The organism is Pseudomonas sp. HN2-3, from assembly GCF_020691745.1.
GTDB classification, from domain to species: domain Bacteria; phylum Pseudomonadota; class Gammaproteobacteria; order Pseudomonadales; family Pseudomonadaceae; genus Aquipseudomonas; species Aquipseudomonas capeferrum.
In genome coordinates, this window is the sequence record NZ_CP085704.1 from 1,063,939 (window position 1) to 1,080,877 (window position 16,939).

General features: G+C 60.7%; 16 protein-coding genes. 2 read left to right on the forward strand and 14 right to left on the reverse strand.

Going from position 1 to position 16,939, the window contains the following annotated elements; translation table 11 throughout:
* Positions 1-6: 6 nt before the first annotated feature.
* From gcvH to LJX93_RS04860, 7 genes are all read right to left on the reverse strand, one after another.
* Positions 7-390 carry a glycine cleavage system protein GcvH gene (gene gcvH, locus LJX93_RS04830; protein ID WP_033701056.1) on the reverse strand — a complete coding sequence of 128 codons (384 nt, stop codon included), beginning with the start codon at positions 388-390 and terminating at the stop codon, positions 7-9.
* 294 nt (positions 391-684) lie between these two features.
* Positions 685-1,878 (reverse strand): multidrug effflux MFS transporter, encoded by a 1,194-nt coding sequence (locus LJX93_RS04835; RefSeq protein WP_033701055.1) that lies wholly within the window; start codon positions 1,876-1,878, stop codon positions 685-687.
* 48 nt (positions 1,879-1,926) lie between these two features.
* A complete protein-coding gene (locus LJX93_RS04840; RefSeq protein WP_050506133.1) occupies positions 1,927-2,526 on the reverse strand; it encodes a thermostable hemolysin in 600 nt (199 codons plus the stop codon).
* A gap of 10 nt (positions 2,527-2,536) precedes the next feature.
* A complete protein-coding gene (locus LJX93_RS04845; protein WP_047581439.1) occupies positions 2,537-4,018 on the reverse strand; it encodes an AMP-binding protein in 1,482 nt (493 codons plus the stop codon).
* Complete coding sequence (locus LJX93_RS04850; RefSeq protein ID WP_050506132.1) at positions 4,015-4,947, reverse strand: TauD/TfdA family dioxygenase; 933 nt, start codon at positions 4,945-4,947, stop codon at positions 4,015-4,017. The genes LJX93_RS04845 and LJX93_RS04850 overlap by 4 nt, the downstream gene beginning before the upstream one ends.
* A 127-nt stretch (positions 4,948-5,074) precedes the next feature.
* The gene (locus LJX93_RS04855) at positions 5,075-6,013 is read right to left on the reverse strand and encodes a LysR family transcriptional regulator (protein WP_033701053.1); all 939 of its coding nucleotides are present in this window, start codon (positions 6,011-6,013) and stop codon (positions 5,075-5,077) included.
* 25 nt (positions 6,014-6,038) lie between these two features.
* Positions 6,039-6,545, reverse strand: coding sequence for a MarR family winged helix-turn-helix transcriptional regulator (locus LJX93_RS04860; RefSeq protein WP_033701052.1), 507 nt, complete (start codon positions 6,543-6,545; stop codon positions 6,039-6,041).
* Positions 6,546-6,667: 122 nt separating this feature from the next.
* Between LJX93_RS04860 and LJX93_RS04865 the strand changes: the two genes are divergently transcribed.
* On the forward strand, positions 6,668-7,480 hold the full coding sequence (locus LJX93_RS04865) for an alpha/beta fold hydrolase (RefSeq protein ID WP_047581442.1): 813 nt from the start codon (positions 6,668-6,670) through the stop codon (positions 7,478-7,480).
* Positions 7,473-8,645, forward strand: coding sequence for an MFS transporter (locus tag LJX93_RS04870; protein WP_047581444.1), 1,173 nt, complete (start codon positions 7,473-7,475; stop codon positions 8,643-8,645). The genes LJX93_RS04865 and LJX93_RS04870 overlap by 8 nt, the downstream gene beginning before the upstream one ends.
* 78 nt (positions 8,646-8,723) lie before the next feature.
* On the opposite strand, the gene gltS is transcribed toward LJX93_RS04870, so the two are convergent.
* The 7 genes from gltS to arcD form a co-directional block, all read right to left on the reverse strand.
* Positions 8,724-9,929 carry a sodium/glutamate symporter gene (gene gltS / locus LJX93_RS04875; protein WP_033701049.1) on the reverse strand — a complete coding sequence of 402 codons (1,206 nt, stop codon included), beginning with the start codon at positions 9,927-9,929 and terminating at the stop codon, positions 8,724-8,726.
* Positions 9,930-10,046: 117 nt separating this feature from the next.
* Positions 10,047-11,555 carry a sigma-54-dependent transcriptional regulator gene (locus LJX93_RS04880; RefSeq protein WP_047581584.1) on the reverse strand — a complete coding sequence of 503 codons (1,509 nt, stop codon included), beginning with the start codon at positions 11,553-11,555 and terminating at the stop codon, positions 10,047-10,049.
* Between the two features lie 99 nt (positions 11,556-11,654).
* A complete protein-coding gene (locus LJX93_RS04885) occupies positions 11,655-12,023 on the reverse strand; it encodes a DUF5064 family protein (protein WP_033701048.1) in 369 nt (122 codons plus the stop codon).
* A 56-nt stretch (positions 12,024-12,079) separates the two neighbouring features.
* A complete protein-coding gene (gene arcC / locus LJX93_RS04890; protein ID WP_033701047.1) occupies positions 12,080-13,009 on the reverse strand; it encodes a carbamate kinase in 930 nt (309 codons plus the stop codon).
* 90 nt (positions 13,010-13,099) lie between these two features.
* Positions 13,100-14,110, reverse strand: a complete 1,011-nt coding sequence (locus tag LJX93_RS04895; protein WP_016485079.1) for an ornithine carbamoyltransferase — start codon at positions 14,108-14,110, stop codon at positions 13,100-13,102.
* A 70-nt stretch (positions 14,111-14,180) separates the two neighbouring features.
* Positions 14,181-15,434 (reverse strand): arginine deiminase, encoded by a 1,254-nt coding sequence (gene arcA, locus LJX93_RS04900; protein ID WP_033701046.1) that lies wholly within the window; start codon positions 15,432-15,434, stop codon positions 14,181-14,183.
* 32 nt (positions 15,435-15,466) lie between these two features.
* Positions 15,467-16,894, reverse strand: coding sequence for an arginine-ornithine antiporter (gene arcD / locus LJX93_RS04905; protein ID WP_033701045.1), 1,428 nt, complete (start codon positions 16,892-16,894; stop codon positions 15,467-15,469).
* Positions 16,895-16,939 lie beyond the last annotated feature (45 nt).

Genomic DNA, 16,939 nt, shown 5'->3' on the forward strand with positions numbered 1-16,939 from the left:
GGTTCCTCAGGCGTCGTCGTTGGCTTTGATCAGGCGGTCGTAGGCGTCCTGGTCGAGCAGGGCGGTCACTTCGCTCATGTCGGCCGGGATGAAGCGGAAGAACCAGCCTTCGCCCATCGGGTCTTCGTTGACCAGCTCAGGGCTGTCCTCGAGCCCTTGGTTGACGGCGACTACTTCACCGGTCAGTGGCATGTACACGCCGCTGGCGGCCTTGACCGATTCGACGGTGGAGGCTTCGGTAGCTTTTTCGTAATGCTGCAGCTCCGGCAGTTGCACGAAAACCACATCGCCGAGGGCGTTCTGGGCGAAGGCGGTGATGCCCACGGTGACGCTGCCGTCGGCTTCAACGCGCAGCCATTCGTGATCTTCGGTGAAACGCAACTCGCTCATGGGAAATCCTCGAAAGCAGGGCGGTAGGCGTGGTTAGCCACGCACTTGTTGGATTTCCTATAGCAAAAATGTGGCCAATAAAATAAAACGCTTATAAATCAATGGCTTGATAAATATTCTAAAGCCTGTTGAAAATAGGGATGGAATGAAATCGATACAGAACATCCACGGCCCAAATCGCTAGTCGTGGCAAACCCTTGCAGATACACAACGGAGTAGGGGTGTATTGATTTCAATACGATGTATTGAAATCAATACGGTTACATCATCCAAGCCTGTCGGGCTACACCTGGCTCAGGCTGGCGACGCTTGACGCTGTTGCAGGCGCACCGTCAGCATCCCCGACAGCGAGATCAGCCAGAGCACCGCGAACACGCCCGCGATCGCCAGGTTCGACGCCAAGGGCAGCGCACTGACGATACCCGAAGCCAGCGACCCGAATACCAGCATCAGGCAGCCCTGCAGGCTGGCCGCCACCCCTGCGCGGTCGGGGAAGAGGGACATGGAGCGGGCCATGGCGTTGGAGAAGATAAAGCCCTGGCCGAACGCGACAAGCATGATGCCACCCAGGATGCTGACCAGGTTCAACCCAGCAGGCATGGCGGCGATGCTCAACACGCCGAGCAGGAACAGCAGCATGCCCGTCCACATCAACGTGGCCGCCTGGACCCTGCGGATCAACGCGCGATTGACCAGCGTCCCAACCAGATAGCAACTGCCCACCGCCAGTGCCGTAGTGCCGAAGTATTGTGCGTCGTGGCCCAGCCGCTCCTGGACGATATGCGGGCCGATCACGTTCCACAGCAAAAACGCCGAGAAACTCGCGCCCAGTACAATTACCGACGAGCGAAAGCGCCCGTCAGCCAGGATGCACCGGTAGCCAACCAGGGTTTGCATGGCACTGCGACGGGCAGTGGCGGGCAGCGATTCCTTGAGCCCGGCCAAAACGAACGCCATCACGATCACGGCATAGACCGCATACAGGACGAAATTGTAGCGCCAACCCAGGTAGACCTCGATCATGCCGCCCACATACGGTGCGATGACGGGCCCGAGGCCGAACGCCAGGCTCAGATAGATAATGGCCACATAGAAGCGCGGGCCCTTGACGATATCGACCAGCAAGGCACGGGCAACCACTTGGCATGCACCAATCGCAAAACCTTGCAGTGCGCGCGCCACCAAGAGCATTTCGATGGAGGTCGAGAAGGTGGCCAGCAGGCTGCCGCTGAGGAACAGCGCCAGGCCCAGGATTACCGCCGGCCGGCGCCCGCGCGCATCGGTCATGATGCCGAAAAACAGCTGGCCAATGGCGTAGAACAGCAAGGTGATGGTGATGGTGTTCTGCATGAGCGACGGGCTGGCGCCCAGCTCATGGCCGATTGACGGCATGCTGGGCGCATACAGGTCGATGGCGATCCCCCCGACGCTATTGATCAGGGGAGCAAGGAACACGATGAAATTCTCGTAACGCTTGCTTGTGTTCATGGTTACCTCCAGTGCTCCGGGCACGGCCATGCCCGGAGCCAGATGTGGTCAGGCGGATGCCTGGCAGGTGAAATGCGGCTGGCTCAGCGCCAGGGCGGGGGCATTGCCCCAGGTACTCGGCGCAGACAGGCGCGAAGCCACCACCCGTGGTCCGTGGTCGTAGTAGTTGCCCCAATTGACGCCAGGGTCCCTGAGCCTGTTGCGGTCGGCACCGCCCAGGTCCTCGAGGGTGTCTACGAGGGGGATCAGCAACTGCCGCACCTGCTCGGTGGCGGTCAGCACCACCAAGCCGAAATTTCGCAGGGCCAGTGTCTTGATCACGTTGTTGAGCAGGTACTTCCCGGCCCCGCTACCGCTATGAAACGAGGCGAACGCGCCAACTTCGGCAATGCGTGCCCGATCGATGTGGTAGCGCTCATCCAGGCTCTGGTCCAGGTAGTACTCGCTGAACAGCTTGCCGGAATCGCCGTAGCTGATCCCCGCACAGGCATAACCTGGGGCCCCACCGTTGGCGCCGGTCAGGCAGACGAACAGATCGGGCTGTGGCTCTGGTGTCGCGCCATAGTGCTTGAGGTAGTGGGCACGTACCGCTTCCTGCAGGCATCGGTAGCCAGGTCGGCCTTTGTAGAAATTACGCACGATGTACATGATGGCTTCCTCAGGCGTACATCTGATCGATGAACCGGGCTTCGATCTCGGCCCTGCGTGGCCGCCCCGTGACCGTGTAGAACTGATCACGGAAGGTGGCGATGTCAGCGATGACGCGAATCTGCCTGACCCTGGCAAAGTCGGCGAGCCGGTGCTCCAGGCGCGCCATTTCCTGGCGGACCGAGTCTGCGCAGGCGCTGCTCAAGACGATGGCGCAGGGCTCGTCCTTGCCTTCACCCATGACGATCATGTCGTCTACCAGGGCGCTCTCCTTGTAGACGTTCTCGACCCACTCGGGCGAGATGTTGCGTGCGGTAGACAGGATGATCACGTGCTTCTTGCGGCCGGTGATGTACAGATAGCCGTCGCGAAATTCGGCGATATCGCCGGTATGCAGATAACCGTCGGACAGGTCGCAGGCTGTATCGTCGGCGTTGTAGTAACCGGCACAGAGGGTCGGCGTGCGGACCAGCAGTTCACCGTCGACCAGCTTGGGTTCGATACCATCGAGCAAGGTGCCTGCCGACCCGATACGCCGTTGCGCCGGTGAGTTGAGCGAAATGATCGAAGAGTTCTCGCTCAGGCCATAGGCTTCGAACACCTGTACGCCGTGCGCCTCCAGGGCTTCCAGGACCGTCACCGGAATTTTCGCGCCGCCAGTGATGATGTGCGGGCGTTGTGGCCCGAACAGTTCCTCGACCGAGCAGTGCTCGAGCAGCAGGTTGGCCTCTTCCAGTAGCTTGGGCGGCAGGTACAGGAAGTTCGGCTGGTTGGGCGCAATCAGCTGCAGGTACTGCCGTGCGTTGCCGCTGGCTGCGCCGTATTCGGTCATGCCTTCGGGCATGAGGGTCAATGTGCCGCCCGAAAGAATCGGGATGAACACCCCCAGCACCTGCTCGATCAGCAAACTCATGGGGACGATCGAGAAGTAGTGCAGCGGCTGTTGTGGCAGACGCTTCATCACGTTATCGACCAGCAGCCCGACTGCCTCGTCGCGGATCATCACCCCTTTGGGTTTGGAGGTGGTGCCCGACGTGTGGATGATCGAAACAATCCCGTCCGGGATGAGCTCGTCCTCCTGGCGCCACTCGTCACCGATGGTGTCGTGCATGAGTTGCGCGGGGATGAAGCACGCCTTGTCCGGCAGAATAGCGTGCAGGCGGCCGGCGGTTTGCTCATCGCTGACGAACACTGCCGCCGCTTTGCCCAGTAGGCTGCCGATCTGGTCGTCGGAAAATTCGATGGGCACCGGCAGCAACACACCGCCTACTTTTTGGATCGCCAACAAGGTGTACACCCACTCGTAGCAAGAGCGCATGGCGATGCCAAACACTTTGCGTTCGCAGCGGCCAACCCGCCCCTCCAGTGCACTGGCCAGTCGCATCACGTCACGGCGTAACTCGTGCAAGGTGTAGGCGCGACCGTTCATTTCCTTGATCACTACGCGGTCTGGGGTGGCGGCCAGGTAGTCCTGCATTTTTTGGCTGATCATTGGCCGATACCTCCAATGCGATAGCTTTGCGCGCCGAATATGCGCCGAGAGGGGTCATCCAGGCGCCGGCGCCCGTGCATCACGCGCGTGTTGTCGATTACCACCAGGTCGCCCTTCTGCCAGAAGTGGCTATACGTATTGCGGGCGGTCACTTCTTTGATCTCGTCCCATATATCCAGGGCGATATCCTCGCCATCGGCCCAGGTGATAAGCGGCGGTTCATAGTTGACGCTGGGGCCGAGCATTGAATTGCAAAACGCTTGCTTGCCGCTGAAGCAACTGGTTTCAACCGCCGAGATAATCAGTTCGGACGCAATCAGGTTCTGATCGATGCGGCGATAGGTTTGGCCACTGACCTGTTGATTGACTTGGTGCAAGTGCTCGTCGGTGATGTCATCGATGGGCAGTTGCAGTTCAATGCTCAGAAAACGTTTTACATTGTTCCAGGGGATGCGCCGGCTGTAACGAATCTCGCGGTTCTCAAAACACTTTCGGGTTTTCGCAGACAAGTCGAACAGTACGCGTTGGCCGTCGCACAAGGTCGTTTCAGAGCCCACTGCTGCAGGCTCCAGGCAGTAGAACCACTGCAGGTCGGGGTTGAATGGCAAGTTACCGTTCTCACGGTGCAGCCCCATTTCATTCACACCGGCCTCGATTTCTGCCGTGTTGGACGTAGCGGCTTTGCGGGCAGGGTCGAATGTCACGCGAGCGGAATGCGCGCTGACGAACTCGTTGAAGTCCGGCAGTGTATCGGCAAAGTCGCGGTAGATAATGGCGCCACTGTGGGCGAGGTCTTCATAGAGTGTCGCACTGTTGATCGAATCGCCTACCCGCAGGGCGCGGTCGACGGCATAGATACATTCGAAACCGTAGCACGGTGTCGGTTGTCGATAGAACGGAAACACCGTGGATTGTACGTGCGCCAGCATGACTTATTCCTCCTTGAACTGTGGGTCAGGTAGAACATCGCTACCCGATAACCTCACAGTAAGTGAAAAGAACAAGCTGCTGGTTTTAAGAAATTTAAACGCCCTGGGAAAATTTAATAAAGCGGGGTCATCGTTCCGTCAACAGCGTTTGCGCCACCGCTTCGACCAGTGCGCGCAGGCTGGAAATATCCTTGCTGTCGCTGCGATCGCGCGACCAGATCATGTCGAGGGTGAAACTGGGGAAGCCCAGCGGCGGTGTGCAGACCTTCAGCCCAGGTGCGATGCGCAGGTGCGGCAACAGGCGTGCGGGCAGTGCCACCGTGGCTGGCACGGCGGCCACAATATTCACGCAGGCCTGATAACCATTGGCGCGCACCAGCACGTTGCGTGATCGGCCAACCTTGTCCAGCCAGCTGTCGACCATGTTCTTTTCCGATATCCACGGTGTCGGGAACACATGGGGCGAAGCACAGAACTCGTCCAGGCTCATGGCCTCTTCACTGGCCAGCATGCCTTGGCTGGTCACGCACACGAAATCATCACTGAGCACCGGTTGCCATTGCAGCTCGGGGTGCATCTGGTGATAGCCCGGGCCGAAGCCGATGGCAATGTCGATGTCGCCTGAAATCAGCCGGTCCACCGGCAGGTCACGGCTTAAGCGATCGAGGTGCAGCGAGGTATTGCCGTGTGTACGTGACAGTACCGCCAGCGCCTGCGGCAAGAAGGAAAGTTCGAAATACTCGGGCGCGCAGATGCGCCAGATCTTGCGCTGTGCTTGTGGCGAGGCGCTGCTGTCGTCCTCGGCGCAGCGGTTTACGGACTCGACCACCACGCGAAGGTACGGCGCAATCTTTTCCGCTTTGGTGGTGGGTTTCAGCACCCCTTGCGAAGACGAGAACAGGGTGTCGTCGAAGCACCCGCGCAGGCGCTTCAGGCAATAACTGACGGTGGGCTGGCTGATATTCATCAATTCGGCAGTCCGCTTGGCGCTGCGCAGTTCGAGCAGGTTGATGAACACCACGATGTCCTGCAGATCCAATTGCTTCAGGTAATTGCTGTGAAGCATGAAAATTCCTCCTGAATTTTCCAGTTCATTGCCTGGGCGCACCCTCACCTGGCAGATGAGCGAGCATTTGCTTCAACAACTGCGCGAATAGTTCACGCTGCTCGGCGCTCAGGGGGGCCAGTACCAGCTCCTGGATCTCAGTATGGGTAAGGACTGCCTTATCAATCAATGCCTTGCCCTGTGCTGTGAGGGCCACTTGGGAGCTGCGCTTGTCTTGATTGTCGGCAATGCGCTCGACCATCCCGGCGCTTTCCAGTCTCGTCAAGCGGTTGGTCATCGCGCCGGACGTTATCAGCAACGAGCGATACAGCTCGGTTGGCGTCAGGCGGTAGGGTGCCCCTGCACGGCGCAAGGTTGCCAGGACGTCGAATTCGCCCTCTTTGAAGCCATACTGCGCCAGGGCTTCTGCACGCATGCGCTCCAGGTGCTTGCTGATACGCGCCATTCGGCCAAAGATTTCCATGGAGGAAACATCCACGGAAGGCATCGCCTGCGCCCACTGCGCGACGACGAAATCGACATGATCGTTCATTGCTGCACTCATCGTTGAACCTGGAAATGTTTAACCAACGCACCTTCTGAACCCCCGCGCCTTTTAACAATCTTAACGTTAAGTTATCTTGGCGCGATGAAGCTCAAGGATCAGGAGGCAGCATGGCTTTTTTCATACATGGACAGCACCGTCACTATTATCATGACACCGGCTCCGGCAGCCCTGTGCTCCTGCTGCATGGCTTTGCCAACAGCGGCAGGGCGTGGATGCCGCAGCTCAGCGCGCTGCTTGGCCTCGGGCACCGTGTCATCGTACCCGACCTGCTAGGGCACGGTGCATCCAGTGATGCCCCCGAAGGCATCACCGCCCATGCCCAAGCTTTGGAAATACTGGCGCTGCTGGACCACCTCGGGCTCGACAGCGTCCAGCTGATCGGCTTGTCCCTGGGGGGCATGGTGGCCCTTGAGATGGCCTGTCATGCCCCGCACGCAGTAGAGAAACTGATCGTTGCCGGCACGTTCGCCAGCATGAACACTGCACATCGCAAGGGACTGCTCAGCGAGTGGGCGGCCGCCTTGGGCAAGCAGGATGGTTGCCTTAAACACTTCAAGTCGAGCTGGCCCGCATTGGTCGGTGCGGACTTCGCCGCCTCGCCCCGTGGTCAGCGGCTTTACCAGGCGTGGCACGCCCAGGCCGCGCAGTTACGGGCGCACAACCAGATCCGCTGGTGCGAGGGCATGAAGCAGTACGACCTGACTGGCGATTTGCAACGCATTCAGGCCGCCACACTGGTACTCGCCGCAGAATTTGACCCGATCAGCCCGAGCGCCGAAGCCGAAGCCATCTGCAACAATATCGGTCACGCTCGCCTGGCCACCCTCGCGGGCGAGGGGCATGTATTCAACATACCGCTCGCACAGGCATTCAACCAGGCAACCGGTGCGTTCCTGCAGGAGCCCCTCCATCATGACTGATACCCCCAACAAAGCCTGCGTCGGGTTGCTGGCGATACTGATCGGCTTGAACCTGCGCCCGGTCATGGCTGCCATCGGCCCGCTGCTGCAATTGCTACAGCACGACCTGGGGCTGAGCAACACCCAAGCCGGCCTGCTGACGACCTTGCCGGTGATGATGATGGGCGTGTTCGCGTTGTCCGGCCCCTGGCTGCTGCGTCTGGTCGGTGAGACCAAGGGCGTGGCTGCAGGCATTGTGCTGATTGCGCTGAGCTGCGCTGCACGCGCCTACGTCAGCACTGCCGAAGCGCTCATCGCCACAGCGGCACTGGGTGGTATCGGCATTGCGATCATTCAGGCGCTGATGCCGGCGTTCCTCAAGGGCAGCCATCCGCAAAGTGCTGGCATGCTGATGGGCTTGTTCACCACCGGTATCATGGCGGGCGCCGCGTTGGCCGCCGCCACGGCAGCACCTGGCGCCGGCCTGTTCGGCTGGCAACTGTCGTTGGGCTACGCTGCCGTCCCGGCATTGGTCGCCCTGATCGTCTGGCTGCTGCTAGCGCGTGGGACCCCTGGCAGACAGGTGTCGGCCACATTGCCCTACCGTAGCGCGCGGGCCTGGTTGCTGTTGCTGTTCTTCGGCATTGGCACAGGTGCCTACACCTTGGTGCTGGCCTGGTTGCCGCCGTTCTACATCGAGTTGGGGTGGACAGCAGCCGAGGCGGGTTACCTGCTGGGGGCATTGACCGTCACCGAAGTGCTCGCCGGCTTGCTCGTGTCATCCTTGATCCAGCGCTTTGCGGATCGCAGATACCTCTTGGTGTGGGTCATTTTGCTATTGATAGCAGGGTTGGCCTGCCTGATGGTCGCGCCGGTAGCGTTGGCGGCCTTGGCCACAGTGTGTCTGGGCCTGGGCATTGGGGCGCTTTTCCCACTCTCGTTGATCGTTGCCATGGACCACGCGGATTCACCGGCCAAGGCTGGCGCGCTGTTGGCGTTCGTGCAAGGTGGTGGGTACCTGATCGCCGCCAGCATGCCACTGCTCGCCGGTATCGTGCGTGACCAGCTCAGCTCATTGCACTGGGCTTGGGCGGTGATGATGATCGGCGCCTTCGTGCTGCTGGGGTTGAGCACACTGTTGCGTCCGCCGTTGCGGCACAAAGAAGCCATGGTTCGTCAGGCTTGAATCGGCAAGGCTGACGCGCCTATTCCGGTTACCGAGCGTGCGTGCCAGTTCGGCCGCACGCATGCCGCTGACGGGTTTTTAAAGCGCGGTGAAGAAGGGCAATGCCAAATACACCTTGATCACGATCACGTTGATGATATCGATGAAGAACGCACCCACCATCGGTACCACGAGAAAGGCTATATGCGAGGGCCCGTACCGCTGCGTGACCGCTTGCATGTTGGCAATGGCCGTCGGTGTGGCGCCCAGGCCGAAACCACAGTGCCCCGCCGCCAATACTGCCGCGTCATAATTACTGCCCATGACCCTGAACGTAATGAAGATTGCAAACAAGGCCATGACCAGTGCTTGCATGGCCAGCAGCATAAAGAACGGAAACGCCAGCGCGGCCAGGTCCCATAATTTAAGCGACATCAGCGCAATGGCCAGGAACAGTGAAAGGCTGACATTGCCCAATACTGAAACTTCACGTTCGAACACGCGATACGCCCCCAAAACTGAAAGCCCGTTGCGCAACACGACACCGACAAACAAGACGCAGACAAACGTGGGCAGTTCAAATGCAGTTCCCTTTAACAGGCCATTGAGCAACGAGCCTGCGAGTAAGCTGACGGCAATCAGCGCGAGGGTTTCGATAAAACTGAAAGAGGTGATCAGGCGCTCTTCGTTGGGTTGTTCAAAGCCCCTGGGTTGTTGTGGCTGCGCCTGCTCGATGCCGCTGGCATGAACACGCTTGACCAGCAGGCGGGCGACCGGGCCACCGATCAGGCCGCCCAGCACCAGGCCAAAGGTTGCAGCAGCCAGCGCCAGCTCGGAGGCCGAGGCCAGGCCATACTGCTCACTGAACGTCGCGCCCCAGGCGGCGCCTGTGCCATGGCCACCGGACAGGGTGACCGAGCCGGCCAGCAGGCCCATCAGCGGGTCGAGGCCCAATGCCGTGGCAAGCCCGATGCCCATGGCATTTTGTACCAGCAGAAGGCCGGTCACCACGAGCAGGAAGATGGCGACGACACGCCCACCCTTTTTCAGGCTGGCAAAGTCTGCGCTTAAACCAATGGTGGCGAAAAACGCCAGCATCAAGGGGGTTTGCAGGGAGGTATCGAACTGCACGTGAATATCAAAGTGCCGTAGCCCTAACAGGCAAAAGGCAACGACCAGGCCGCCGGCGACGGGCTCGGGTATATTGTAGGCGCGTAAGAAACCCACGCGTGCGACCAGGCCACGGCCTAATAACAATACTAAAGAAGCCGCTACCAAGGTGCCGTAAAAGTCGAGTTCAAACATCAGGGTGCTCTTTTATATCCACGGGCGAACACCCCTATTCTACGCAGCCACCCTGAGGTAAGTATTGGCACTGTGCGTAGGATAATTCCGAGGCGCGTGCTAATTTTTCAACAAATCTTATGATTTTCCCGATATGCCGTACTTGCGCAGCCGCTGTGCAATGGCGGTGTGTGAAGTTTGCAGCCTGCCGGCCAACTGCCGTGTCGACGGATAGCTGGCATACAAACGCTGCAACAGCTCCCGTTCGAAGTCCGCCACGGCCTGCTCCAGGCTCGCCACTTCGCCATCCTGGCCACGGGCCACCGAGGTGCCGGCGATGTCCAGGTCGCCAATGTCCACCAGGTTGCTCTCGCAAATGGCCGCCGCGCGGAAAATCACGTTCTGCAATTGCCGCACGTTGCCTGGCCAAGGGTTGGCCAGCAGCGCCGAATGGGTGGCCGGGGTCAGGCGGCAAGCTGGGCGCTGAATCTGTGTGCAGGCCTGCTGCATGAAGAAATGCGCCAGCATCAGGATGTCCTGGCCACGGTCACGCAAGGGCGGCACTTGCAGGTTGAGCACGTTGAGGCGGTAGAACAAATCTTCACGGAAGGTGCCTTCGGCCACCATGTGCTCCAGGTCGCGGTGGGTAGCGCTGATGATGCGCACATCCACCTTCACCTCACGGTCACCACCCACGCGGCGGAAGCTGCCGTCGCTGAGAAAACGCAGCAATTTGGCCTGCAGGTACGGCGACATTTCGCCGATTTCGTCGAGAAACACCGTGCCCTGGTTGGCCAGCTCCATCAACCCGGGTTTACCACCCCGTTGCGCGCCGGTAAAGGCGCCTGGGGCATAGCCGAACAGCTCGCTTTCGGCCAGGCTCTCGGGCAGCGCGGCGCAGTTCAGGGCCAGGAACGGCGCAGTGTGGCGGCTGCTGATGGCATGGCAGGCACGGGCCACCAGCTCTTTGCCGGTGCCGGTCTCGCCGTGTACCAGCAAGGGCGCATCCAGGGCGGCCACACGCAATGCGCGGGCCTTGAGGGTACGGATGGCCGGTGATTCGCCGAGCAGCGCGTCGAACCCTTCAGCATGGTCATGGTGCAACGCCGAAAGGCGTTCCCCCATGCGCGTCGGTGGGTACAGGGTCAGCAGGCCGCCGGCGTTGGTGATGGGCGTGGCGTCGAGCAACAGGCTCTGGCCGTTGAGCTGCATTTCGCGCATCGGCAGGTGGAAATTGTTGTCCTGCAGGGCCTGCAGCAGGCCGTTGTCGCCGAACAGTTCGCCCACCGAGCGCCCGGCCGATTCGCGCCCGCACAGGGCAATCAGCGCCGGGTTGGCCAGCAACACCAGGCCTGCGCTGTCCACGGCCAGTACCGGGTCGCTCATCGCCGCGAGCAGAGCATCGAGCTGCAGGTGGCGGCGTTGGCCCGGGAGGATGTCGACCACATCCACCGACTGCACGCCTTGCACGTCGAACAAAGCGTCGTGCAGCTCTTCGAGCACGGCGGGGCTGAGGGTTGGGGCGTCGATGTAGACGTTCGGCGGGACCATCTCCACGGCGTCCAGGTTGAGGTGGCGGGCACCGAGCAGGGCGAGGACTTCCTGGGTGATGCCGACGCGGTCGATGAAGCTGACGTGGATGCGCATGGGGAGGCGGTTGGTCATGGCCGGGGAGGGCCGTAGTATGCCTTGATAGGTGGGCTTGGCCCAACACTGCCGGGGCTGCACAGCAGCCCCAGTTCATTGTTACTCCAGATGTTCAGGCTTGATCGGGTCGCCCGACTTCACTTCGAGTTTTTCGCGAATATCGCTGAACATGAAGTCATAGATCTTGTGCGGTGACCCCAGGTTCTCGAATTTCTTCGGCGGGGCCAGGTAGGACTGGGCCTTGCGGGTCAACAGCATGAGGAAACTGGGCAGCACTTGGTCCTTGGCCAGGAAGAACTTTTCGTCCACCGTCTTGCCTTCGATGCTGCCATGCATGTGGAACTGAATGCCTCTGCCTTCCTTGGGATCCGACGCTGCCTCGTATTCGATGTTCAGGTCATAGCTGTGGTCATTGGTGTTCAGCGCGCTGCGCTCGATGTGTACATGACCAGGGTGGTACTGGGCCATGGCAAGCTCCTTTGGAAGGTCGAAAATGGCGGACGCCAGGCGCCCGCCCACTGCATTCAACGGTAGCTGATCCCAGGCGTGGCGGTGGAAACCCGGGTGCCCGCGGTGCCTTTGACGATGTCCTCGATGTTTTCCAGCGAGCTGATCACCGCCACTTTGCCGGTGTTACGGGCAAAGTCACTGGCCGCTTGCACCTTTGGCCCCATGGAGCCGGCGGCGAAGCCCAGGCGTTCGAGTTCGTCGGGGTGGGCCTGGGCAATGGCTTTTTGCGTGGGCTTGCCCCAGTCAATGTAGGCCGCATCGACGTCGGTGGCGATGATCAGAAGGTCGGCTTCCAATTGCTCGGCCAGCAGGGCAGAGCACAGGTCCTTGTCGATGACCGCTTCGATGCCTTTGAGCTTGCGGTTTTCATCGTACATGGTGGGGATGCCACCGCCGCCGGCGCAAATCACGATGCTGCTCTTTTCCAGCAGCCACTTGATCGGGCGGATCTCGAAGATGCGCTTGGGTTTGGGGCTGGCCACCACGCGGCGGTACTTGTCGCCGTCGGGCTTGACCACCCAGCCTTTTTCCTTGGCCAGGCGCTCGGCTTCTTCCTTGCTGTAGACCGGGCCGATGAACTTGGTCGGGTCTTTGAAAGCGGGGTCGTTGGCGTCCACTTCAACCTGGGTGAGCAGCGTGGCGAACGGTACTTCGAACGCCAGCAGGTTGCCCAGCTCCTGTTCGATCATGTAGCCGATCATGCCTTCTGTCTCGGCACCGAGCACGTCCAGCGGGTAGGCTTCGTCGGGCTTGTAAGACAGCGCCTGCAGCGACAGCAGGCCTACCTGCGGGCCGTTGCCGTGGGCGATGACCAGCTCGTTGCCGGGGTGGATCTTGGCGATCTGCTCGGTAGCGGTGCGGATATTGGCGCGCTGGTTGTCAGCGGTCATGGGCTCGCCGCGACGCAGCAGGGCGTTGCCGCCCAATGCAACAACGATACGCATGGGGAATGTCCTTTATCGGGAATTTTGACGGTCGACGCAGCCCCGATGGGGCACGGGCAAGCCCGCGCGCCATCGGGGCCGGTGTGGCCTTTAGAGGTCAGCCAGGGTCGACACCAGGATCGCCTTGATCGTGTGCATACGGTTTTCCGCTTGCTCGAAGGCGATGCAGGCCGGTGACTCGAACACGTCATCGGTCACTTCGATACCGTTGGCCAGGTCCGGGTACTGTTCGGCAATCTGCTTGCCGACCTTGGTGTCGGAGTTGTGGAAGGCCGGCAGGCAGTGCATGAACTTGGTGCGCGGGTTGCCGGTAGACTTCATCAGCTCGGCATTCACCTGGTAAGGCTTGAGCTGCTTGATGCGTTCGCCCCAGGCTTCGATGGGCTCGCCCATCGATACCCACACGTCGGTGTGCACGAAGTCTACGCCCTTGACCGCAGCTTTCGGGTCTTCGGTCAGGGTGATGCGGGCGCCGCTTTCTTCAGCGTACTTTTTGCAGCGTTCGACCAGATCGTCATGCGGCCACAGCGCCTTTGGCGCGGCAATGCGCACGTCCATGCCAAGCTTGGCACCGATCAGCAGCAGCGAGTTGCCCATGTTGTTGCGGGCATCGCCCAGGTAGGCGTAGCTGATGTCGTGAAGTGGCTTGTCGCTGTGCTCGCGCATGGTCAGCACGTCGGCGATCATCTGGGTCGGGTGGTATTCGTCGGTCAACCCGTTGAACACCGGCACGCCGGCGAACTTCGCCAGTTCTTCGACGATTTCCTGCTTGAAGCCACGGTACTCGATGGCATCGTACATGCGCCCGAGCACGCGGGCGGTGTCCTTCATGCTTTCCTTGTGGCCGATCTGCGAGGAGTTGGGGTCGATGTAGGTGACGTTGGCGCCCTGGTCATAGGCCGCGACTTCGAAGGCGCAGCGGGTGCGGGTCGAGGTCTTCTCGAAGATCAGGGCAATGTTGTTGCCCTTCAGGTGCTGCTGTTCGGTACCGGTGTACTTGGCGCGCTTGAGGTCGCGGGACAGGTCCAGCAGGTAGCGCAGCTCGCGCGTGGTGTGATGTTCGAGGCTGAGCAGGTTGCGGTTGTGAATATTGAACGCCATGACGGTTTCTCCTTGAATTCGGTGAGGTGCCCGGCCGCAGTCTTGTGGAGGCGGCCGGGAGTGATGGTCGTTAGTAGTCGAGCGGGTCGCGCACGATCGGGCAGGTCATGCAATGGCCGCCGCCACGGCCCCGGCCAAGTTCGCCGGCGCTGATGGTGATGACCTCGATACCGGCCTTGCGCAGCAGGGTGTTGGTATAGGTGTTGCGGTCGTAGCCGATGACCACGCCGGGCTCTACCGCCACCACGTTGTTGCCGTCATCCCACTGCTCGCGTTCGGCGGCGAAGCTGTTGCCACCGGTTTCGACCACGCGCAGCTTGACGCCCAGTTGTTCGCCGACCACGTCGAGGAACGACTTGTTCTCGCGGCGCACGTCCATGCCATAAGGCTTGCTTTCGTCGGGGCGGATGATGAACGGCACGATCTCTTTCACCACTTCCGGGAAGACCGTGACCAGGTCGCGGTCGCAGAAGCTGAACACGGTGTCCAGGTGCATCGCGGCGCGCGATTTCGGCAGGCCGGCGACGATGACTTTTTCCACCGCGCCTTTGGCGAACAGGTTCTGCGCCAATTGGCCGATGGCCTGGCGCGAGGTGCGCTCGCCCATACCGATCAGCACGATGCCCTTGCCGATCGGCATCACGTCACCGCCTTCGAGGGTGGCGTTGCCGTGCTGTTTGTCCGGGTCGCCGTACCAGACCTGGAAGTCGGCACCGGTGAACTCCTTGTGGAACTTGTAGATGGCGGTGGTCAGCAGCGTTTCCTGGCGTCGCGCCGGCCAGTACATCGGGTTGAGCGTAACGCCGCCGTAGATCCAGCAGGTGGTGTCACGGGTGAACTGGGTGTTGGGCAGCGGTGGCAGGATGAAGCTGGAGTGGCCCAGGTAGTCGTTGTACATCTTGACCACATCGGCGCCTTCGCTCTGCGGCAGGTCCTGGCCTGCCACGCCGCCGATCAGGAACTCGGCCAGATGGCGTGGCTCAAGGCCTTCGAGCCAGCTGCGCACTTCGTTGGTCAGGCCTACGCCGACAGTGTCAGGGGTGATTTTGCGGTCGAGGATCCACTTCAGGGCCTCTTTGTCTTGCACGATGTCGGTCAGCAGGTTGTGCATTTCCAGTACATCGACGCCGCGCTCGCGCATCTTGGTGACGAAGTCGAAATGGTCGCGCTTGGCCTGGTCGACCCAGATTACATCGTCGAAGAGCAGTTCATCGCAGTTGCTCGGGGTCAGGCGCTTGTGTGCCAGGCCTGGGGAGCAGACCATCACTTTGCGCAGTTTGCCGGCTTCGGAGTGGACACCGTACTTCTGTTTTTCAGCGGACATTGTTCATTCCTCCATGTGTGCGAAGACGTGGGTCAAAGGGTCAGGAAGCCGTCGTACAGGCCATAGGCAGCCACCAGGGCGCCGACGACCACGGCCGCGAAGATCAGTTTTTCCACGTTGGTGAAGACAGGTTGGCCAACCTCGCGCTTGGCCTTGGCGAACAGGATGGCCCCCGGGGCATACAGCAGGGCCGAGAGCAGCAGGTATTTCACGCCGCCGGCGTACAGCAGCCAGATGGCGTACAGCAGAGCGATGGCGCCGATGAACAGGTCCTTCTTGCGTTCGGCCAAGGCTTGCTCGTAGGTTTCATTGCGCAGTGCCAACAGGAATGCATACGCCGCCGACCATAGGTAAGGCACCAGGATCATCGAGGTGGCGAGGTAGATCAGCGACAGGTAGGTACTGCTGGAGAACAGCGTGATGACCAGGAAGATCTGCACCATGGCGTTGGTCAGCCACAGGGCGTTGGCTGGCACCTGATTGGCGTTTTCGCGGCGCAGGAACTCCGGCATGGTGTGGTCTTTGGCGGCGGCGAACATGATTTCGGCGCACAGCAGCACCCACGACAGCAGGGCCCCGAGCAGCGAGATGATCAAGCCGACGCTGATCAGCACCGCACCCCAGTGGCCGACCACATGTTCAAGCACGGCGGCCATCGACGGGTTCTGCAGTTTGGCCAGTTCCGGTTGGGTCATGATGCCCAGCGACAGCACGTTGACCAGCACCAGGAACAGCAGCACGGTGACGAAGCCGATGACGGTGGCCTTGCCCACGTCAGCGCGTTTTTCCGCCCGTGACGAGAAGATGCTCGCGCCCTCGATGCCGATGAACACCCAGACGGTGACCAGCATCATGTTGCGCACCTGGTTCATCACGCTGCCCAGCTCCGGTGTGCCCAGGCCCCAGATGTCGGCGGTGAACACGTCGAGTTTGAAGGCGAACAGGCAGATCAGGGTGAACAGCACCAGCGGCACGATCTTGGCCACGGTGGTGACCAGGTTGATGAACGCCGCTTCCTTGATGCCGCGCAGGACCAGGAAGTGCACGGCCCAGAGCAGGATCGAAGCGCCGATGATCGCGGCGGGCGTGTTGCCCTCACCGAAGATCGGGAAGAAGTAACCGAGGGTGCTGAACAGCAGCACGAAGTAACCGACGTTGCCCAACCAGGCACTGATCCAGTAACCCCAGGCTGAAGAGAAGCCCATGTAGTCACCAAAACCGGCCTTGGCGTAGGCGTAAACCCCGCCGTCCAGGTCAGGTTTGCGGTTGGCCAGGGTCTGGAACACGAACGCCAGGGTCAGCATGCCGACCGCGGTGATGGCCCAACCGATAAGCACCGCGCCAACCCCCGCGCTGGCCGCCATGTTTTGGGGCAGCGAGAAGATCCCGCCACCGATCATTGAACCCACTACAAGTGCAACTAGCGCACCGAGTTTTAATTTTCCGGATGAATCAGACATTTAACAACTCCTGCCAGGAGAAAGTTGACGACAGAATAAATCCGA